The 19,233-nt window shown below is 74.9% G+C and carries 15 protein-coding genes; 7 read left to right on the top strand and 8 right to left on the bottom strand.

From position 1 onward, the window contains the following. Window positions 1–71: 71 nt before the first annotated feature. Window positions 72–257: an FxSxx-COOH cyclophane-containing RiPP peptide gene (fxsA, locus tag ACIPSJ_RS18215; RefSeq protein ID WP_355710213.1), complete on the bottom strand. Its 186-nt coding sequence runs from the start codon at window positions 255–257 to the stop codon at window positions 72–74. A gap of 299 nt (window positions 258–556) precedes the next feature. On the opposite strand from fxsA, the gene ACIPSJ_RS18210 reads away from it, so the two are divergent. Next, window positions 557–1,096: a GNAT family N-acetyltransferase gene (locus ACIPSJ_RS18210; RefSeq protein ID WP_401346812.1), complete on the top strand. Its 540-nt coding sequence runs from the start codon at window positions 557–559 to the stop codon at window positions 1,094–1,096. A 176-nt stretch (window positions 1,097–1,272) separates the two neighbouring features. Here ACIPSJ_RS18210 and ACIPSJ_RS18205 read toward each other — a convergent pair whose 3' ends face one another. After that, window positions 1,273–1,791, bottom strand: a complete 519-nt coding sequence (locus ACIPSJ_RS18205; RefSeq protein WP_359206754.1) for an allene oxide cyclase barrel-like domain-containing protein — start codon at window positions 1,789–1,791, stop codon at window positions 1,273–1,275. A 184-nt stretch (window positions 1,792–1,975) separates the two neighbouring features. Between ACIPSJ_RS18205 and ACIPSJ_RS18200 the strand changes: the two genes are divergently transcribed. Next, complete coding sequence (locus ACIPSJ_RS18200; protein WP_401346810.1) at window positions 1,976–2,299, top strand: antibiotic biosynthesis monooxygenase family protein; 324 nt, start codon at window positions 1,976–1,978, stop codon at window positions 2,297–2,299. Between the two features lie 14 nt (window positions 2,300–2,313). On the opposite strand, the gene ACIPSJ_RS18195 is transcribed toward ACIPSJ_RS18200, so the two are convergent. From ACIPSJ_RS18195 to ACIPSJ_RS18180, 4 genes are all read right to left on the bottom strand, one after another. After that, window positions 2,314–2,811, bottom strand: a complete 498-nt coding sequence (locus ACIPSJ_RS18195) for a DUF1877 family protein (protein ID WP_359206790.1) — start codon at window positions 2,809–2,811, stop codon at window positions 2,314–2,316. A gap of 31 nt (window positions 2,812–2,842) precedes the next feature. Further along, complete coding sequence (locus tag ACIPSJ_RS18190) at window positions 2,843–4,045, bottom strand: FAD-dependent oxidoreductase (RefSeq protein WP_359206793.1); 1,203 nt, start codon at window positions 4,043–4,045, stop codon at window positions 2,843–2,845. Between the two features lie 183 nt (window positions 4,046–4,228). Beyond that, the gene (sigJ, locus tag ACIPSJ_RS18185; protein WP_401346806.1) at window positions 4,229–5,173 is read right to left on the bottom strand and encodes an RNA polymerase sigma factor SigJ; all 945 of its coding nucleotides are present in this window, start codon (window positions 5,171–5,173) and stop codon (window positions 4,229–4,231) included. Window positions 5,174–5,255: 82 nt separating this feature from the next. Further along, entirely contained in the window at window positions 5,256–7,745 is a 2,490-nt protein-coding gene (locus ACIPSJ_RS18180) for a tetratricopeptide repeat protein (protein ID WP_401346803.1), read from the bottom strand. A 194-nt stretch (window positions 7,746–7,939) separates the two neighbouring features. On the opposite strand from ACIPSJ_RS18180, the gene ACIPSJ_RS18175 reads away from it, so the two are divergent. The 5 genes from ACIPSJ_RS18175 to ACIPSJ_RS18155 all read left to right on the top strand — a co-directional run bounded on the left by ACIPSJ_RS18175 (window position 7,940) and on the right by ACIPSJ_RS18155 (window position 16,977). Continuing rightward, window positions 7,940–9,247 carry a glycosyltransferase gene (locus ACIPSJ_RS18175; protein ID WP_359206802.1) on the top strand — a complete coding sequence of 436 codons (1,308 nt, stop codon included), beginning with the start codon at window positions 7,940–7,942 and terminating at the stop codon, window positions 9,245–9,247. A 116-nt stretch (window positions 9,248–9,363) separates the two neighbouring features. Next, window positions 9,364–12,474 carry an AfsR/SARP family transcriptional regulator gene (locus tag ACIPSJ_RS18170; RefSeq protein WP_401346800.1) on the top strand — a complete coding sequence of 1,037 codons (3,111 nt, stop codon included), beginning with the start codon at window positions 9,364–9,366 and terminating at the stop codon, window positions 12,472–12,474. A 17-nt stretch (window positions 12,475–12,491) separates the two neighbouring features. Then, on the top strand, window positions 12,492–13,397 hold the full coding sequence (locus ACIPSJ_RS18165) for an alpha/beta fold hydrolase (protein WP_401346798.1): 906 nt from the start codon (window positions 12,492–12,494) through the stop codon (window positions 13,395–13,397). Window positions 13,398–13,458: 61 nt separating this feature from the next. Then, window positions 13,459–16,485 carry an AfsR/SARP family transcriptional regulator gene (locus ACIPSJ_RS18160; RefSeq protein WP_401347435.1) on the top strand — a complete coding sequence of 1,009 codons (3,027 nt, stop codon included), beginning with the start codon at window positions 13,459–13,461 and terminating at the stop codon, window positions 16,483–16,485. Window positions 16,486–16,551: 66 nt separating this feature from the next. Further along, window positions 16,552–16,977 carry an HIT family protein gene (locus tag ACIPSJ_RS18155; protein ID WP_359206811.1) on the top strand — a complete coding sequence of 142 codons (426 nt, stop codon included), beginning with the start codon at window positions 16,552–16,554 and terminating at the stop codon, window positions 16,975–16,977. A gap of 22 nt (window positions 16,978–16,999) precedes the next feature. On the opposite strand, the gene ACIPSJ_RS18150 is transcribed toward ACIPSJ_RS18155, so the two are convergent. Continuing rightward, entirely contained in the window at window positions 17,000–17,773 is a 774-nt protein-coding gene (locus ACIPSJ_RS18150) for an SDR family NAD(P)-dependent oxidoreductase (protein WP_401346796.1), read from the bottom strand. Between the two features lie 76 nt (window positions 17,774–17,849). Continuing rightward, the gene (locus ACIPSJ_RS18145; RefSeq protein ID WP_401346793.1) at window positions 17,850–19,223 is read right to left on the bottom strand and encodes a pyridoxal phosphate-dependent decarboxylase family protein; all 1,374 of its coding nucleotides are present in this window, start codon (window positions 19,221–19,223) and stop codon (window positions 17,850–17,852) included. Between the last annotated feature and the right edge of the window lie 10 nt (window positions 19,224–19,233).

Genomic DNA, 19,233 nt, shown 5'->3' with positions numbered 1-19,233 from the left:
GATGCCTCAAGCTGCCGGATTCTGATCACCTGTCAGAGGGGCGCGAGGGGAGGGAGAAAGCGGCGGGACGCTCAGATCATCGCGGAGTCGAAGGCCGCGTACGGCACGCCGACCGGGGTGACCGCCTCGTCGACCATACGTCGCAGCGCCGCGCCCAGCGCGTTGTCGGGCAGCTCCTCCAGGAGCCCGTCCAACGCTTCCATGCTCAGGTCTGCGACGTCCAGCAGACATGAGTCGATCCGAGCGCTAGCGTCCATCGGCATCCTTCACACATGGGCGTGTCGATGGTCCGGCACGCATGAGTTTGCTCACCCTACAGGCCCCGAGCCGCCTGAAATCAAGCAACGTCGCCCTCCTTGTCCCTTGTTGTGATGAGGCAGCGGGGACGATGCCGACCGCGCCGCACGGCGCGCAAGCACCCCACGGTGCCCACATCGCCCCCGGGCCGGGCCCGCCTGCTGCCCTCGGCTCGGTCATCCGCGCCGACGGGACGTCAATTCCTTGCCGTACAAGGCGTCCAGGGCCCGTTGGTCCGGGCGCCTGTTAGCTTGCGCGGATGGCAGATCTGGGATCCGTGGCATGGCCGCCCGAGCCGATCAGGACCGGGCGGCTCGTGCTCCGTGAACCCGGGGGCCGGGACCGCGCGGCGTTCGTCGAACTGCTCGCCTCGCCTGAGGTGCACACCTACCTCGGTGGCCCCCGCCCGCGTGACGAGCTCGAGCGGGAACTGCCCGGGGTGCCCGAGCGGTGGCCCGGGAGCTTCGTCGTCGATCTCGACGGGTCGATGATCGGCCAGATCCTGCTCAGGAGGGCGACGGGACACCGTCGCCCGGCTGCCGCGGGGAAGGCCGATCTCGGCTATCTGTTCCTGCCGCGGGCGTGGGGATTCGGGTATGCCGCCGAGGCGTGCGCGGCGGCACTCGGCTGGTTTGCCGGCGCGCTTCCCGGCGAGCCGGTGGTGCTCACCACCCAGACCGCCAACGTCGCCTCGATGCGTCTCGCGGCGAAGCTGGGGTTCACCGAGGTGGAACGGTTCGAGGCCTGGGGCGCCGAGCAGTGGCTCGGCATGTGGTCCCCGGTCACGGCGTCCAGGTGAGTCCCAGCCGGCACGTGCCGTCACTTGAACGGGGCCGCCGAGGCTACGGCGGTGTCCTGGGAACAGGGTCACGCGCGGCATCGTGCGCCGATGCGGGTGGCTTGTAGCAGAGGTGACCGGTGGAGCCGGGCCGTCCGTGGACGGCCCGGGCTCCGTGTGGGGTGGGGTGGGGTCGGTCAGCGGTGGAGGTCGATCGTGAAGCGCCGCTTGCCCGTGCCGATCGTGTCGGCGTGGACCTGGCCGCGGGCCTCGCGGAACTCCCCGGTGCCGCCGGTGATCGCGTTGTCGAACGAGGGAGGAGGAATCGTCGGGCTGCCGTCGGTGAGGATGCCGAAGACCATCCCCTGTACGGAGATCTGGCCGCCCTGGAGCGTGTAGGTCACGACACACTCCTCCGCTCCGCCGTTCTCGACCGTGGTGGTGGTGCAGGTGCCGTCGGTCTCGCCGACCTGGATCTTGTCGTTCTTGTCGAAGAGGAGCGAGCGGAAGACGGTCCGGTCGCCCTGGGCGGGGCCGCGGGTGCTGACGGGGAAGCGCGACTGCTGGACGAGGTGGCCGATGAGCGTGATGACGTGGTGTCCGCTCTTGGCGTGTTCGGCATCGGTGTGCGTCGCGGCGGCCGCGCCAGGGGCGCAGGCGAGAAGCGTGACCAGCGCGGTGGCCGTGCCGAGACAGGCTGCCCTGATGGGGCGCATCGTATGGCTCCTGAGGTTGGGGTTCACGGATGGTCAGGTGCCGCCTTCATAACCTCGGCTCCGCCGCCGCCCGGAACGTCCCGGCGCGACCCACCGTCAGATCCGACCGGTCGGACCAACCCTGGGCAGCGGGAGTGCTGGTCGCTCACGCCCTCCTGATCACCCCTGCGGCAGGATGGGGTCCATGAGCGTAGTCAAGATCAATGTGCTGACCGTGCCCGCCGAGCAGCGGGAGGTGCTGGAGAAGCGGTTCGCGTCCCGGGCCCATGCCGTGGAGAACTCGGACGGGTTCGAGTGGTTCGAGTTGCTGCGGCCGGTCGAGGGGACCGACCAGTACCTGGTGTACACGCGGTGGCGGGACGAGGAGGCGTTCCAGGCGTGGATGGAGGGGCCGATGAAGGACGCGCACCGGGGTGGTGCGGAGGGGGAGCGGCCGAGGCCGGCGGCGTCCGGGTCGACGCTGTGGTCGTTCGAGGTGGTGCAGTCGGCGGGGCCGAAGGGCGCGTAGTCGCGTAGGTGGGGTCAGGGCTCCGACTGGCATTTGACGACCGCGTCGCCGGATTCGGCGGCCTGGCTGTAGAAGGCTCGGAGTTCGTGGTGGGCGGCGGCGAACGCGCCCCAGGTCCGGGGTTCCGCGGCGGTGCCGCCGTAGCGGGGCAGGAGTGTGTCGCGGGCGGCGTCCCAGAGGGCGTCGAAGTCGGCGGTCGTCAGGAAGCCGGCCACGCGGCGGGCCTGGGCGGCGGTCAGCACCAGCAGCGGCGGCCGGTGCGGGTCGGTGCGGAAGACGGGACGGCCGCCGAGCACCACCTGGGTGTGCGGGTGGTGCCCGGAACGGTGCGCGGGGGTGCCGGCGTAGATGCGCTCCTGGTCCGGGTAGCGCTGGTCCAGCACCTCCTCGCGGTGGCGGCCGACCCGTTGCCGGACGGTCTCCGCGTCGCTCTCGAAGAGCCGTTCCAGCCAGGCCGGGCTGTTGCGCAGTGCCGGGGCCGGCACCGCTCGCAGACGGAGGTACTCGCTCATGCCCTAAGGAGCGCACGGGGGCGCCCGGGCATTACGCCGGAGTGCCGGCCGCCGGTACGGCCTGCGGAACCGCCTGCGCTACGACGCGGCGGCGCCGGGCCGGGATGCCGAGCAGCGGGTTGGCGACGGCCCAGGCCGCGCCCTTGCAGACCAGTTCCTTGTAGACGGCGGCGGTCCGGCCGGTCAGGGCGGCGCGTACGGCGCGGTCGTCGGCCGTGACGTACTGGATCAGCCCCTCCTTGCGGCCCAGGGAGATGCACTGGTTGAAGTAGCGGATCGGGGTGTTCGGGAGCTTGCCGCCGGTCAGGCGGGCCGCGATGGCGTCGGCGGCCTGCCAGGCCATGGGGACGCCCGAGGCGCAGGACATCCGCAGCGGCCTGCCGCCGGGGCCGGTCGCCGTCGCCGCGTCGCCGATCGCGTACACGTCCGGGTGCGAGACGGAGCGCATGGTGCCGTCGACGACGATCCGGCCGGCGTCGGTGACCTCCAGCGCGGTGGCCCCGGAGATCGGGTGGACGGCGAAGCCGGTGGTCCACACCGTGACCGCGGCCGGGAGCGTGCCGCCCCCGGCGGTGCTGACCTGGCCGGCCGACACGGCGGTGACGGCGGTGTGTTCGTGCACCGTGACACCCAGCTCGTCGACGACCTTCCGCAGGTGCCCGCGGCCCTTGAGCGAGAGCCAGTCACCTAGGCCGGCGCGGGCCGCGAGGGCCACGTCGAGGTCCGGGCGGGCCTCGGCGATCTCGGTCGCGGCCTCCAGGCCGGTCAGGCCGCCGCCGACCACGACCACCGGCTCCCCGGCGCCCAGCGCGGCGAGCCGCTCGCGCAGGCGGAGCGCTCCGGGGCGGCTCGCGATCTCGTCGGCGTGCTCGGCGGTGCCGGGGACACCCTGGTCGTGCCAGGCGCTGCCGAGGGCGTACACGAGGGTGTCGTACTCCAGCAGGTCCTCGGTGCCGTCCGCGGCGGCCACGGTGACCGTCTTCCGGTCCACGTCCACGGCGGTGACCCGCGCGAGCCGCAGCGCCACCCCGGTGCCCGCGAACATCTCGGCGAGGGGCCGGGGCCGTAGCTCCTGGCCGGTCGCGAGCTGGTGCATGCGGACGCGCTCGACGAAGTCGGGCTCGGCGCTGACGAGGGTGAGGGCGACGTCCTCGCGGCGCAGCCGCCTGGCGAGGCGGCCGGCCGCGCTGGCTCCGGTGTATCCGGCTCCGAGGACGACGATGCGGTGCTGCATGTCCGTACTCCTGTCATCCGGTTCTGAGGGTTCTGAGGGTTCTTCGGGCTCTCTGGGCTCTTCGAGTTCTTCGAGTTCTTCGAGTTCTTCGGGGAGCCGCCCCTTGAACCGGGCAGGCCGGCGTTTCCTGACAGAAGTGCGATGTGAAGCAGGTCACATGGGAGAGAGGGGGTGGTCGGGTGGTCAGAAGAGGCGGAGCAGGGGGGTGCCGTGGTCGGTGGCCGCCCACTGGCGGGTCGCGCGTTCCAGCTTGTCGGGGTTGACCTGGTTGCGGAACGCGGCGATGCCCTCGTCGGTGATCTCCAGGCACATGACGCCGAAGACCCGGCCGCCGACCACCGCCACCAGGGCCGGGCCGCCGTTCGCGGACGTGACGTAGAGGTCGACCGGGCCGCCGGCCAGGGCCCGCTGGGCCGGGCCCGGCTTGAACAGGCCCCGCATGAACGTGGCGACCGCGACGGCGCCCTCGAACGCCCGGGCGCGGGCCGGGACCTTCCCGCCGCCGTCGCCGACCGCGACGGCGTCCTCGGTGAGCAGCCGGACCAGCGGCTCGGTCCGGCCGCTGGTGGCGGCCGCGAGGAACTCCTCGATGATCCGCCGGGCGGCGGCCTCGTCGACCTCGGCGCGGGCCCTGCCCTCCGCGACGTGCTTCTTGGCCCGGTGGAAGATCTGCTGGCTGGCGGCCTCGGTGAGGTCGAGGATCCCGGCGATCTCCCGGTGCGGGTAGTCGAAGGCCTCCCGCAGCACATAGACCGCGCGCTCGCTGGGCGTCAGGCGCTCCAGCAGGGCGAGCACGGCGTACGACACCGACTCGCGCCGTTCCGCGCTGTCGGCGGGGCCGAGCATCGGGTCGCCCGCCAGCAGCGGCTCGGGGAGCCACTCACCCACGTAGGTCTCGCGGCGGGCGCGGGCCGAGGTGAGCTGGTTGAGGCAGAGGTTGGTGAGCACCTTCGTCAGCCAGGCCTCGGGGACCTCGATCCGGTCGGTGTCGGTGCCCTGCCAGCGCAGATACGTCTCCTGCACGGCGTCCTCGGCCTCGCTCGCGGAGCCGAGGAGGCGATAGGCGATCGCCTCCAGCCGGGGCCTGGAGCTCTCGAACCGGTCCACGTCGGTCATGGTCAGGGCCATGGGCGGGATCCTAGCCCGCGCCGCTCCCCGGGGAGCGGGGGCAGCCGGAGGAGAGGAGACGGGTCAGCCGGAGCAGGCGGGTTCAGTGGTGGTGGCCGTAGGAGGTGGTGGTGGTCCCGGCGCGGGCGGCGGCCTCGTCGGCGCGGTTCCTGGCGTGGGCGGCCTCGGCGGTGCGGCCGGTGCCGTCCAGGACCCGGGCGAGGTTGTTCCAGGTCAGGCTGGTGGCATGCCAGTTGTCGTCGTCATGGCGGATCCGGAGGCACTCCCGCAGGGCGGCTACGGCCAGGTCGGTGCGGCCCGCCGTGTGCAGCACGCAGCCGAGGCTGTTGAGGGAGTCGCCGTGCAGGAAACGGTTGCCGGTGGCGTGGTGGAGCTCGCAGGCCCGCCGGAGCGCGGCGGCCGCCTCGGCGTACCGGCCCAGGGTTTCCAGCACCAGACCGAGGTTGTGCCAGGCCCGGCCCTCGTGGGAGAGGTCACCGGTGTCGCGGAAGCGGTCGCGGGCCCGCCGGTGGGTGGCGGCGGACTCGTGCAGCAGGCCCGACCTGCGCTGCGCGAGTCCGAGGTTGTTCCACGCGATGGCCTCGCCGGTCGTGTCCCCGAGCGCGCGGAACAGGTCCGCCGCGTGGACGAGGGGTTCGACGGCCTCCTCGGACCGGTCGGCCCGCAGCAGCGCGTTGCCGAGGTGGTTGCAGACGGCCGCCTCCGCCTGCCGGTCCGGCGACTTGCGCGCCCGTTCCCTGGCGGCGCGGCCGACGGCGACCCAGTCCTCGAAGAACCGCCGCTCGCGCAGGAACTCGGCGAGGTGCAGCGCGAGCGCCACGGTGCAGTCGGTGTCGAGTTCGTCCGGCCACAGGGTGGCCGCGACCAGGTTGACGCGCTCGGCGTCGAGCCAGGCGACCGCCTCCGCCCGCTCCTCGAACGGGCCGGACGACCGGCCGGACGAGAAGTCGGACCACGGGCCGGATGACGGGCGGGACGAGAAGTCGGCCAACGGGCCGGTCGACGGACCGGACGAGACGTCGGGCAGCAGGCCGGACGACGAGTCGAACGAGGAGTCGGGCGACCGGTCCGACGGGGAGTCGGACGGCGGGTCCGACGGCGGGTCGGGCAGCGCGCCGGACAGCGAGCTCGGCAGCGGGCCTGTCGGCGGGCCCGGCTGGGGGTTGGCCGGGGGCGCCGCCCGCAGCCGGCGGCAGGCCGCCTCGGTCTTGGCGCGGTAGTGGTCCCGTATCCGCCGGCGGGCCCGGCCGCCCTCCTCGACGAGCGTGGGGTCCTCGACGGCCAGCGCGCTCGCGTAGCCGCGGACCAGGTCATGGATGCGCCAGCGGCCGGGGAACCCGTCGCCCGGCTCCTCCCCGGTGATCAGGTGGGCGCCCACGAGGTCGTCGAGGAGTTCCAGCGCCTCGGAGCGGGGCCGGCCGGTGGCCACCACCGCCGTCTCGGTGCTGAAGTCCGCGAACGGCACCTGGGCCAGCGCGCACAGCGACCGGGCCCGGTCCCGGGGCAGCCGGCGGAAGGACATGTCGAAGACGGGGGCGAGCGCGAGGACCCTGCCGTACTCGTCGACCCCTCGGCTGGTCAGGACCCGGGTGGGGTCGGCTGCCGCGCGCAACTCCCCGACCAGGGACGGGAGCGGGTCGCCGACCCGGCGCCGGTGCAGCAGGGCGGTGGCGATCCGCAGGGCGAGCGGCATACGGCCGCAGAGCCGGGTCAGTTCGCGTACGGCCTCGGCCTCCTCCGGCGTCCACCCGTCCGCGGCGGCGGTGCGGCGGCGGACCGCCGGGGCGATCAGCCGGACGGAGTCGTCGGGGCTGAGGGGGCCGAGGGGTAACTCGGCGGCCGTCAGCGACTCCTGGCACTCCCGGGTGGTGATCAGGACGCAGTGCAGACCGCTGGCGGGCAGCAGCGGTGAGACCTGCGCCGAGTCCGAGACGTTGTCGAGCACCAGCAGGACCCGTCGGCCGGCGTCGGCGAGGGCCGCGAGACGGCTCCGGTACGCGTCCAGCTGGTGGACCTCCTCCCCGAAGTGGCCGACCGGTTCGGAGCCGAGCCGGACGTCGCCGTCACCGAGGGCGTGCAGCAGCGACGTCACCGCCCGGGTGGGGGTGACGGGGTGGTCGTCGTAGCCGGCGAGGTCGAGGAAGAGGGCACCGCCGGTGAACCAGCCCTCCTTGCGCGCCCGGTGCGCGGCCTTCAGGGCGAGCGCGGTCTTGCCCATCCCGCCGAGCCCGGTGACGACACAGACGACGGGTGTGTCCGGGGCGGGGTCGGCGGGCGGACAGAGCCGTGCCTCCAGCGCCGCCAGCTCCGCGGCCCGCCCGGTGAAGCCGGGCTGGGCCATCGGCAACGTGCAGGGCCCGGGGCGCTCGGGAAGCTCCGGCCGCTCGGGTCGCTCCGGCCGCTCGGGGCGGCGCGGGCCGTGATTCACGATCATCTTCCCGACGACCTGCCCCCGGAAGACACCTCGCCGGAAGTCGATGTGGTCGTCGCCGCGGCCCGGATCCGGGTCCCCGCCCCCGTCCCCGTCCCGGCGGGAGTCCGGTGTCCCGTCGTCGCCCTCCCCTGCCCGCACCTGTGGCCCCCCTCGCCCCGTATCCGCCAGGCTCGCACCGCTTTGAGGGGCTTCACGGTAGGGCATGCCCCGGGTGCCGCGGGACCGTTCCGCGTCCTTCGCGCCGCACTTCTTTGTCCTTCGCGCCGCACTTCTTTTGCACATCGCGTTCCTACGCTCCCGGGGCACCGTCCACCCAGCCCAGGGAGTCGTCCATGGCACTGATCATCGCCGCCGCAACGCCGTTCCACGGCCATGTCCAGCCCGTTCTCACCGTGGCCGCGGACCTGGTGCGGCGCGGGCACGAGGTCGTCGTACTGACGGGGAGCCGGTTCGCCGAGGACGTCCGGGCCGCCGGTGCCCAGCATGTGGCGCTGCCGCCCGCCGCGGACTTCGACGACCGGCGGCTGGAGCTGTACTTCCCGGACCGCGCCGCCTTCCCGACCGGTCCGGCGCAGCTGGACTACGACATGAAGCACGTCTTCGGCGACCCGACCGCCGCCCAGTACCGCGCGCTGCGCACCCTGCTGGCCCGCCGCTTCCCGGCGTCCGTGGTCATCGGCGACCCGCTGTTCCTGGGGACCACCGCCCTCACCCTGTCCGCTCCGCCCGGGCACCGGCCGGTCACCGTCGGCCTCGGCATCACCATGCCGACCGTGCTCAGCGAGGACGCGCCGCCCATCGGGCTCGCGCTGCCGCCGCTGGCCGGGGAGGGCGCGAAGAAACGGCACCGGGAGATGAACGAGCAGGTCAAGGAGGTCTTCGGCGGCGCCCAGCGGCACATCGAGGAGAACTTCGGCGAGTGCGGCACCGAGCTGCCGGGCTTCGTCCTCGACTGCCTGGTGACCGTGCCGGACCACTATCTCCAGCTGACCGTCCCGGGGTTCGAGTATCCGCGCGGCGACCTGCCTCCGACGTTCCGGTTCGTCGGCCCGCTGCCGGCCGCGCCGCGCGCACCGCACGCGCGGCGGCCGCTGCCCGAGTGGTGGGCGGAGGTGGAGCGGGCGGACCGGCCGGTCGTCGTGGTCACCCAGGGCTCGTTCGACAACCGCGATCTGGGGCGGCTGATACGGCCCGCCGTCGACGGGCTGGCCGGTCGGGACGTACTGGTCGTGGCCGCGACGGGACGCGCGGACGGTCCGGCCGAGATCGAGGCGGCCGGCCCCGTTCCGGCGAACGCGCGCATCGGCGGGTACGTGCCCTTCGACGCCCTCCTCCCCCATGCCTCCGTGCTGGTCACCAACGGCGGCTACGGCGGTGTGCACCAGGCCCTGCGGCACGGCGTCCCGCTCGTCGTGGGCGGGGACGGCGAGGACAAGCCCGAGGTCGCGGCCCGCGTGGAGTGGAGCGGGACCGGGGTCGACCTGCGCACCGGACAGCCGTCGGCGGAGGCCGTACGGGACGCGGTGACGAAGGTGCTGGGCGAACCCGGATACCGCGAACGCGCGGCCGCGCTGCGGGCGGAGATCGAGCGGCATGACGCCCTCGCCGCGATCGCGGAGGTGGTCGCCGGGGCGGCGTAGCCCACCGTCCGCCCCCGACGTCCCCCCTCCGAGCCACGCCTGAAATGTCCTGCCCCGTGGGCGCCGTCCCGCCGCTGCCTAGCATGAGGCGGGCGGGGGCTGGGAAGGGCGGGGCCATGACATCTGTGCCGTTACGGTTCACGGTGCTCGGGGAGACACGGGTCTGGCGGGACGAGGTCGAGCTGGATCCGGGGCCGCCACTGCGCCGGACCCTCCTCGCCCTGCTGCTGGCCCGGTCCGGCTCCCCGGTGCCGCTGCCGGACATCGTCGAGGCGCTGTGGGCGGACCGCCCGCCCGCCCGCGCGGTGAACATGGTGCACCGTCATGTGGGGCGGCTACGACGGCTGCTGGAGCCGGAGCTGCCCAACCGGGCCGAGGGCAGCCTGCTGCTGCGCGGCGGGGGCGGCTACCGGCTCCTCGCCCCGGCCGGCTCCGTGGACCTGGTGCGGTTCCGCGCCCTGGTGGCGACGGCCAGGGACCACGGCGATCCGGCGCGGGCCGTCGAGGCGTACACCGACGCGCTCGCGCTACGGCGGGGCCCGGCCGCCGGCTGTCCTTCCTCGGCACCCCCGCACCCCGTCTTCACCGAGCTGGACCGGGAGTACGACGCGGTGGTGCGCGAGGCCGCCGACCTGGCGCTGCGCCGCGGTCTCGCCCACCGGGTGCTGCCCGCCCTGTCCGAGAGCGCGGTCCGGCACCCGCTCGACGAGGGGCTCCAGGCCCTGCTCGTCGACGCCCTCGCGGCGACCGGCCGCCGGACCCAGGCGCTGGACGTCCTCCGCTCGACGGCCACCCGGCTCACCGACGAACTGGGCGTCGACCCCGGCCCCGAACTGACCGCCGCCCGCCACCGGGTGACCACGGAACCGGCCACGGAACCGGCCACGGCGCAAGCACGGGAAGAGAGCGGAGGGGGCGGAGGGGGAGAAGGAGGAGAAGGGGAACACGGGTGGCCCGAGGGCGAGGGTGAGGGCGCGGCAGAACCGGATGCCGCCGTCCACCCCGCCCCGCACCCGACCTCACCGGTCCCGTCGGGACCGACCACCCCAGCCACCCCGTCCGCCACCCCGTCCGCCACCCCGTCCGCCCCTTCGTCCCCCCTCATCCGCCCCGCCCAACTCCCGCCCGCCCTGACCGTCTTCGCCGGCCGCACCGCCGAACTCGCCCATCTGCGCACGCTGATCCAGAACACCGGCAACACCCCTGACCCCGGCACCGCCCCCTCCACCATCGCCACCGTCCGGGGCCCCGCCGGTGTCGGCAAGACCACGCTCGCCGTACGTCTGGCCCATGACGTGGCCGACCGGTTTCCGGACGGGCAGCTGTACGTCAATCTGCGGGGTTTCGACCCCGCCGCCCGGCCCACCCGGCCCGAGGACGCCCTGCGGGGATTCCTGGCCGCCCTCGGTGTGCCGCCCGCCCGCATGCCCGAAGGGCTGGACGCCCGGGCCGCCCTGTACCGCAGTCTGTCGGCGGGCCGCAGACTGCTGGTGCTGCTCGACAACGCGCGGGAGGCGGCCCAGGTGCGGCCGCTGCTGCCGGGCGGCCCCGGCTGTCTGGTGCTGGTCACCAGCCGCTCGGGGCTGGGCGGGCTGGCCTCCGCCGACGGCGCCCGTCCGGTCGTCCTGGACGTGCTCTCGGCGGCCGAGGCCCGTACGGCCCTGGCCCGTCGGATCGGCGGCGCGCGAGTGGCGGCCGAGCCCCGGGCGGTGGCGGAGATCGTCGCGCGCACCGCGCGGCTGCCGCTCGCCCTGGCGATCGTGGCGGCCCGCGCCGCCTACCGGCCCGCGTTCCCGCTGGCGGCCCTGGCCGAGCAGCTGCGGGACGCGCACGGCGGCCTGGACGCGTTCCGGGCCGCCGACGGCGGCGACGACCCCGTGACCGACGTACGGGCGGTGTTCTCGTGGTCGTACGAGGAACTGGGGGCCGAGGCCGCCCGCCTCTTCCGGCTGCTCGCCCTGCACCCCGGCCCGGACCTCGGCGCGGATGCCGCGGCGGCTCTCGCCGGCCGCGCGCCCGCCCGGACCCGGGCGCTGCTCACCGAGCTGACCGACGCCCATCTCCTCACCGAGCACGCCCCCGGCCGGTACGGCTGCCACGACCTGCTGCGCGCCTACGCCACCGAACTCGTCGACGCCACCGAGCCCGAGGAGGAGCGCCGGGCGGCCCGGCGCCGGATGCTCGACCACTATCTGCACACCGCGCACGCCGCCGCACTGCTCTTCGACCCGCCGACCGCCGCGATCACCCCGGTCGCACCGGCCGGGCCCGCCGCGGCACCGCGGCCCCTCGCCGACGCGGCCGCCGCCCTGGCCTGGCTCACCGCCGAGCGGGCGGTGCTGCTCGGCGTCCTGCGGCAGGCCGTCGTACTCGGATTCGACGCGCACGTCTGGCAGTTGGTTTGGTGCCTGGAGCGTTTCCACGAACGGTACGGCCACTGGCCGGAGTACCTCGCCCTGCAACGCACCGCCCTGGAGGCCGCCGGCCGCCTGGCCGACCCGGCCGCCCTCGCCCACGCCCACCGCGGCCTCGGCCGCGCCTGCATGATGCTGCGCCGCTACGACGAGGCCGACCGCCGGCTCCGGTCAGCGCTGGACCTGTTCGGCGTCGACGACACCCACGGGCGGGCGCAGACGCACCTGTCCCGCTGGGAACTGCTGACCCGTCAGGGCGCGTACGAGGAAGGGCTGGACGAGCTGCGGCCCGCGCTCTCGCTGTACCGGGCGTCCGGCAACCGGCGCGGCCAGGCCGACGTGCTGGTGGCGACGGCCTGGGGGCGGGCCTGTCTCGGCGACGCCCGCGGCGCGCTCCCGCACGCGCACCGGGCCCTCGCGCTCTTCCAGGAACTGGGGATCCGGCTCGCCGAGGGCTACACCTGGGACACCCTCGGCCATGTCCACCGGGGGCTCGGCCGGCACCGGCGGTCGGTGAGCTGCCACCGCCGTGCCGTCGCCCTGTTCCGGGAGGCCGGCGACCTGTTCAACGAGGCCTGCGCCCTGGACCGGCTCGGCGACGCCCACCACGCGGCCGGCAGTCCCGGCGAGGCCCTCGGTGCCTGGCGGGACGCCCGGGACGCGCTGGGCGACTTCGACCCGGTCTGGGCCGCCGAGGTGCGGCGGAAGATCGAACGCCACCGGGTGCGGCCACCGGTCACAAGCCAGGCACATTCCCTCCACTGCGCGCTGCCTACGCTCCCGCCACCTGACCGGGGCCGACCGTGCCCATGACCGAGGAGCGGGATCCAGTGACGTACAGCGTGATCAACGACAACCGGCTGTTCTACACCGACGAAGGACCCGACGAAGGACCCGACGACGGGCCGGGCGAAGGGCCGGGCGAAGGGCCGGGCGAAGGGCCCGGCGCGGGACGCTCCCGGCGCGTGGGCGAGACGCTGCTGCTGGTGCACGGCGCGACCTGCGACTCGCACGACTGGTCGGCGCAGATCGGGGCGTTCGCGGCCCGGCACCGGGTGATCGCGCCCGATCTGCGCGGGCACGGCCGGTCCTCGGGGCTGTCGGGGGGCCAGCGGCCGCGCGAGTTCGCGGCGGACCTGGCGGAGCTGCTCGACGGTGCCGACGCCGGTCCTGTGGTGGTCGTGGGGCACTCGATGGGCGCCGTGATCGCCTCGGTCCTCGCGGTCGAGTACCCGTCCCTGGTGCGGGCCGTGGTCGCGGTGGACCCGGGCTACGGCTTCGAGGCGGGGTTCGTGCCGCAGCTCGCCGCCGCCTTCCGCGTCCCGGACCCGGTCGGCACCGCCGCGCTGGTCCTGGCCGGACTGGAGAACCCGGCGGCGGACGGCCCGGAGGCGGACGCGCTGCGCGTCTGGCACCGGCGGCGGATCCTCGGCATGGACCCGATGACCGTACGGGACGTCTTCCACGGCATGTTCGACGAGGCGGCGGCCCCGCTGACCGCGCGCCCGGGCGTCGAGGCGTACCTGTCGCGCCGCGCCTGCCCGGTGCTCACGCTGTCGGCGGCCTCCTCCCTCAAGGCCAAGGGCGTCGACGGCGACTGGGAGGAGTCGCTGAGCCGGCACCCGTACAGCGCGTCGGTGGTGCTCGACGGGGTCGGCCACTGGCTGTTCCAGGAGCGGCCGGCCGAGTTCAACGCGCTGGTCCTCGGCTGGATCGAGGGCCTGCCGCCCGCGTGACGGCGGCACACCGAATCGGGGGGCACGGCGACACGGGGATGCAGGGATTACGACGGTGACGATGCGGTTCGCGGTCCTGGGACCGGTACGGGTCTGGCGCGACGGCGACGACGTGGGGCTCGGCGCGGCCCAGCAGCGGCTGCTGCTGGCCCTGCTGATGGCGCACGCCGGGCGGCCGGTGGCCATGGAGGAGCTGCAGCAGGCGCTCTGGGGCGAGTCGCCGCCGGGCTCGCCCGCCAACGCGGTCTACCGGCACATCGGGGTGCTGCGCCGGCTGCTGGAGCCGGAGCTGCCGATGCGGGCGGCCGGGCGGTGGCTGGTCCGGGACGCGGGCGGCTACCGGCTGAACGCCACCCCCGAGACGCTGGACGTGCTGCGGTTCGGGGAACTGACCCGGCAGGCCCGGCGGAACGGGACCCGGGGCACGGCGGCGGCCCTGCCCCCGCTGCTCGAAGCGCTGGGCCTGCACACCGGGCCGGTCGCCACCGGCGTCCCCGTCGAGGCCCGCTCCCACCCCGCGTTCCACGCCCTGGAGCGCGAGCACCTGGCTGTGGTGAAGGAGGCCTCCGACGTGGCGCTGGCCACCGGGGCCGCCGGGCGGCTGCTCTCCGTGCTGCACCGGGCGGCGGCCGAGCACCCGCTCGACGAGCCGTTGCAGGCCCGCCTGGTGCGGGCGCTCGCGGCCACCGGGCAGCGGGCGGCCGCGCTCGACACCTGGCAGCGGGTACGGTCCCGGCTCACCGCCGAGCTGGGCGTCGAGCCCGGCACCGAACTGCGCTCCGCGCAACGGGAGGTGCTCCGCGAGGACGGCCCCCGCCCGCCCCGGACCGCCGGCACGGCACCCCCGCCACCGACCCGACTGTCCGTCGTCCGCAACACACCGCCAACACCGGGGGCCCCGGCCCCCGCCACCACACCGCCATACCCCACCGCCCCCTTCGTCCGCCCCGCCCAACTCCCCGCCGACCTCGCCGCATTCGCGGGCCGCCGCACCGAACTCGCCCGAGTGGCCGAACTGTCGACACCGGAAGCACCGGAAGCACCGGAGACGCCGGAGACGCCGGGGACCCCAGGCACCCCGGAGGCGCACGAGTTGCCCGGGACGCGGATTGCTGTGATCAGTGGGATGGGGGGGATCGGCAAGACCACGCTGGCGGTGCACTGGGCGCACCGGGTGGCTCATCGTTACCCGGACGGGCAGTTGTACGTGAACCTGCGCGGCTTCGACCCGGGCGGTGCCGTGACGGACCTGGGCCAGGTGCTGCGGGCGTTCCTGGAGGCGCTCGGGGTGCCTCCGCAGCGCATCCCGGACGGGGCGGACGCCCAGACCGGTCTGTATCGCAGTCTGCTGGCCCGGCGCCGGGTGCTGATCCTGCTCGACAACGCGCGGGACGCCGAGCAGGTCCGGCCGCTGCTGCCGGGCAGCCCGGGCTGCGTGGTCGTCGTCACCAGCCGGGACCGGCTGCTCGGCCTGGTCACCGCGGAGGCGGCCCGCCCGCTGGCGCTGGACCGGCTGCCGGACGCCGAGGCCCGCGAGTCGCTGGCCCGCAGGCTCGGCGCCGACCGGGTGCTGGCCGATCCGGCGGCCGTCGACGAGATCGTCACCCGGTGCGCGGGGCTGCCGCTCGCCCTGGCCGTGGTCGCCACCCGGGCCGCCGCCCACCCCGGCTTCCCGCTCGCCGCGATCGCGGACGAACTGCGCGCCGCGCACGGCAGCCTGGACGCGTTCACGGACGCGGACCCGGCCGGGGACGTACGGGCGGTGTTCTCCTGGTCGTACCGGGCACTGAGCCCCGGCGCGGCCCGGCTGCTGCGGCTGCTGTCCCTGCACCCGGGCCCGGACGTCACCCCGGCCGCCGCGGCGGCCGTCGCGGGCGACGACCCGGCCGGGGTCCGCGGGCTGCTGGCCGAGCTGACCCGCTCCCATCTGCTCACCGAGCACGCGCCCGGCCGGTACGGCTGCCACGACCTGCTGCGCACCTACGCCGCCGAACGCGCCCTGGAGCACGAGGACGCCGACGCCCGGGAAGCCGCCGTCCGCCGGCTCCTCGACCACTACCTGCACACCGCGCACGCCGCCGGCCGCGTCTACTCCCCATACTGGCGGCTGTGTCCGCCGCCCGCCGCCGCCCAGGGCGCGCGGCCCGGGGCGTTCGCCGACGACGGGCAGGCGCTGCGCTGGTACACGGCCGAGAACCAGGTGCTGCGCGCGGTCACCAGGACGGCGATCGCGCGCGGCGACCACGCCCATGTGTGGGGAATGGCCTGGTGCCTGGAGCGCTTCATGGACCGGCAGGGCCACTGGCACGACGGGGCGCTGCTCCAGCGCGCCGGTCTCGACGCGGCCGTGCGCGACGGCCACCGCACGGCCGAGGCCCATCTGCACCGCGGCCTGGCCCGCGCCTCGGCCCGGCTGGGCCGGCACGACGACGCCCGCACCCACATCCGGCACTCCCTCGGCCTGTTCGCCGAGCTGGGGGACCGGCTCGGGCTCGCGCACGCCCACCGCAGTCACGGCTGGCTCCTGGACCGGCTCGGCGACCACGACGGCGCCCTCGACGCGGCCGGCCGCGCCCTCGCCCTCTACCGGGAGCTCGGCGACCGCCCCGCCGAGACCAGCGCCCTGCACGCCCTGGGCTGGACGCATGTGCTGCGGGGCGAACACCGGCGGGCCGCCGCCTACTTCGAGGAGGCCCTCGGCGGCCTCGCCGGACTGGACGGCACCCGGTACGCGGAGGCCGGTGCCTGGGACAGCCTCGGGGTCGCCCGGCACCACCTCGGCGAGCCCGCGCGGGCCGTCGCCGCGTACCAGTGCGCGCTGCGGCTCTACCGGGAGATCGGCGACACGTTCAGCGAGGCCGGCACCCTGCGCCACCTCGGCGACACCTACCTCGCCACCGGCGACCCCGGCGCGGCCCGCACCCTGTGGGAGCGGGCGCTGCGGCTGCTGGCCCCGACCGACCCGACGGCGGCCGAGGAACTCCGCACGAAGCTGCTGGCCCTCGGCGACGAGGTGCCCGCGCCCCGGATCACCGCGGTCTCCGCCACCCCGGCGACGACGACCGCACCCGACGAGGGCACTCCTTGAAGAGGACACCCGTTGAAGAGGACACCCGTTGAAGAGGGCCTGACCTCCTGAAGGGATACTCGCCTCATGCCGACGCTCTTTTCCCGGATCCTCGACGGAGAACTGCCCGCCCGGTTCGTCTGGCAGGACGCCGAGGTCGCCGCGTTCCTCAGCATCGCCCCGCTGACCCCCGGCCACACGCTGGTGGTGCCCCGGCGGGAGGTGGACCGGTGGACGGACGCGGACGGCGCGCTGCTCGCCCGCTGTGTCACCGTGGCGCAGGCGATCGGCCGCGGGGTGCGGCACGCCTGGGACGCGCCCCGGGCCGCCCTGGTCATCGCGGGCTTCGAGGTGCCGCATCTGCACATCCATGTCGCGCCCGCCTGGAGCATGGCCGACTTCGACTTCTCCCGGGCCCAGGTGGAGAAGGACGAGGCCGTGATGGACGACGCGGCGGCCCGGCTGCGCACCGCGCTGCGCGACCTCGGCTTCGCCGAGCACGTGGCGTCGTAGACAGACGCTCCGGAGGTGCGTCCTAGAGCCCGGCGGCCAGCCTCCGCAGCACGGCGTCCGACACCGGTGCGGGCAGCGCCCGCAGGGTGCGCACCAGCGCCGCCGCGGGCCGGGGGAAGCACGCCTGCGCCGGTTCCCGCTCCAGGGCGCGTACGACGTGCCGGGCGGCCCGCTCCTGGCTGATCTGGAAGGGCTTGGGCAGGCCGTCGCCGCCGACCCGCTCGGTGGCGACGAAGCCGGGGTGGATCGAGGTGAACCGGACGCCGTGCGGGGCGAGTTCGACGCGCGCGGTGTCGAGGAGCGTGCGCACGGCCGCCTTCGCCGCCGAGTACGGCCCCTGCCGGGGGACGCCCATCAGCCCGGCCAGCGAGTTGGTGTGGGCGATCAGACCGCCGCCGGCCTGCCCGCGCAGCTGCGCGATCAGCGGGACGAGGTAGTTGACGGCCACGTCGTAGTTGAGCGCCATGATCCGCGAGACGTCCGCGACGCCGACCCGGTCCATGGACATGTCCGGGCCCTGGCCGGCGTTGAGCAGGGCGATGTCGACGGAGCCGTACTCCGTGACGGCGGCGGCCACCACCCCGGCGGCGGCCGTCGGGTCCAGGGCGTCCGCGGGCAGGTCCAGGCAGACGCTGCCCGCGGCCCGTATCTCCGCCGCCACGGCGGCGAGTTCGGCGGCGCGCCGGGCCGTGATGACGAACCGGTTGCCGCCGCCCGCGAGTTGACGTGCCACCTCGGCGCCGATGCCCGACGAGGCGCCGACGATCAGAACCGTCCGTCCGGTGATGCGTGCCATGGTGTCCCTCCGCCCGGCGCGTGCGGCGCACGCGACGCCAGGGTAGGCCGGGCGGGTGGGCGAAGAGTGGCCGCGGTCAGGCGGCCTGCGCCGTCCTGACCAACTGCTCGACTCTGCGGTGCAGTTGTTCGACGTGGTCCTCCGACTCCGGCTTCATGAGGACGCTGCGCAGGATCCGGGCGCCGTCCGCGTCCGCCGTGATCTTGGGGTGGCGGGCGGCGAAGGCGTCGCGGTCGGCCTTGAGGGTGCTGAGGAAGACCGGGTCGGGGCCGGTCATGCCGTCCGTGAGGACCCGGGCGGAGACGGCGTCGATCGCGGTGAGGGACGCGGGGTCGGTGGCCGGGAAGTAGGTGACGATGTCGAGCGAGGGCCGCTGGTAGAGCTCCAGGGAGTCGGACGCCTCGATCAGGTCCGCCCAGCGCAGGGCGGCCCGCCGCCCGGCCGCCAGCACCCGGCCGAGGCCGTCGGGGGTGGGCGGGAGCAGCCGGAAGGTGAGCCAGAGGGCGGCCGCGGCGGCGCCGGCCCGGGAGCACTCCAGGCTGATCTCGCCGAGGTGGAGCTCGGTGGAGGTGAAGTAGGTGTAGGGCGAGTCGTGCAGGTAGAAGCGGCCCACGTCGGGGTCGCGGAAGAGGACGGCCCCGCAGCCGTAGGGCTGGAGTCCGTGCTTGTGCGGGTCGACGACGATCGAGTCGGCGCGGGCGAGGGCCCGCCACGGCTCGGGCGGGAGGCCCTCGGGGCCGTCGGCGCCGGCGAGGAGCGTGAAGAAGCCGCCGTAGGCCGCGTCGACGTGGACGCGGACGCCGTACCGCTCGGCGAGCGGCAGGATCTCGTGGACGGGGTCGACGGCGCCCAGTCCGGTGGTGCCGGTGGTGAGGACGACGGTGCCGACGTCTCCCGTCTCCAGCACTTCCTCCAGCGCGTCGAGGTCCATCCGGCCCCGGCCGTCGGTGCGGACGGGGTGGCTGGTCATGTCCAGGACGTGGCACATCCGGCCGTGGGTGTAGTGGGCGTCGGCGCTGTGCGCGATGCCCCGCCCGGGATGGAGTTCGCGGGCGACGAAGAGGGCTTCGAGGTTGGCGATGGTGCCGCTGGTGGTGAGGTGGCCGAGGTGGGTGTCGTACCCGAACATCGCGGCGAGCTGGGCCACGGCCTCGCGTTCCATCGCCGCCGTCGCGGGGCCGCCGTCCAGGGCGTGGTTGTTGGGGTTGATCAGCATCGCGGTGAGGTGGCCGACCACCGCGGCGGGGTGCGGGGGCTTGAGCATCTGGCCCGCGTAGTGCGGATGGAAGAAGGGGTAGTTGTCCTTCAGCCGGTCCGTGAACTCCTCGAAGACCGGTGCGAAACGGTCGTCGGCCACGTCGAGGGACGGGTGCGGCCGGTACGGGCCGAAGGTGTCGGCCCACTCCTGTATCGCCTCGGTGGCCCGGCCGAGCCAGTGCTGCAGATCCACGGGGTCCGCC

This window comes from Streptomyces sp. NPDC090088 (genome assembly GCF_044747345.1).
Lineage (GTDB): Bacteria > Actinomycetota > Actinomycetes > Streptomycetales > Streptomycetaceae > Streptomyces.
The sequence above is the reverse complement of the archived record's forward strand: the minus strand, read 5'-3'. Positions and strand labels throughout refer to the sequence as shown.

What these genes read in the sequence shown, in the direction of transcription:
- fxsA (WP_355710213.1), bottom strand. Translation starts at nt 257, where the DNA reads ATGGACGCTAGCGCTCGGATCGACTCATGTCTGCTGGACGTCGCAGAC.
- ACIPSJ_RS18210 (WP_401346812.1), top strand. Translation starts at nt 557, where the DNA reads ATGGCAGATCTGGGATCCGTGGCATGGCCGCCCGAGCCGATCAGGACC.
- ACIPSJ_RS18205 (WP_359206754.1), bottom strand. Translation starts at nt 1,791, where the DNA reads ATGCGCCCCATCAGGGCAGCCTGTCTCGGCACGGCCACCGCGCTGGTC.
- ACIPSJ_RS18200 (WP_401346810.1), top strand. Translation starts at nt 1,976, where the DNA reads ATGAGCGTAGTCAAGATCAATGTGCTGACCGTGCCCGCCGAGCAGCGG.
- ACIPSJ_RS18195 (WP_359206790.1), bottom strand. Translation starts at nt 2,811, where the DNA reads ATGAGCGAGTACCTCCGTCTGCGAGCGGTGCCGGCCCCGGCACTGCGC.
- ACIPSJ_RS18190 (WP_359206793.1), bottom strand. Translation starts at nt 4,045, where the DNA reads ATGCAGCACCGCATCGTCGTCCTCGGAGCCGGATACACCGGAGCCAGC.
- sigJ (WP_401346806.1), bottom strand. Translation starts at nt 5,173, where the DNA reads ATGGCCCTGACCATGACCGACGTGGACCGGTTCGAGAGCTCCAGGCCC.
- ACIPSJ_RS18175 (WP_359206802.1), top strand. Translation starts at nt 7,940, where the DNA reads ATGGCACTGATCATCGCCGCCGCAACGCCGTTCCACGGCCATGTCCAG.
- ACIPSJ_RS18170 (WP_401346800.1), top strand. Translation starts at nt 9,364, where the DNA reads ATGACATCTGTGCCGTTACGGTTCACGGTGCTCGGGGAGACACGGGTC.
- ACIPSJ_RS18160 (WP_401347435.1), top strand. Translation starts at nt 13,459, where the DNA reads ATGCGGTTCGCGGTCCTGGGACCGGTACGGGTCTGGCGCGACGGCGAC.
- ACIPSJ_RS18155 (WP_359206811.1), top strand. Translation starts at nt 16,552, where the DNA reads ATGCCGACGCTCTTTTCCCGGATCCTCGACGGAGAACTGCCCGCCCGG.
- ACIPSJ_RS18150 (WP_401346796.1), bottom strand. Translation starts at nt 17,773, where the DNA reads ATGGCACGCATCACCGGACGGACGGTTCTGATCGTCGGCGCCTCGTCG.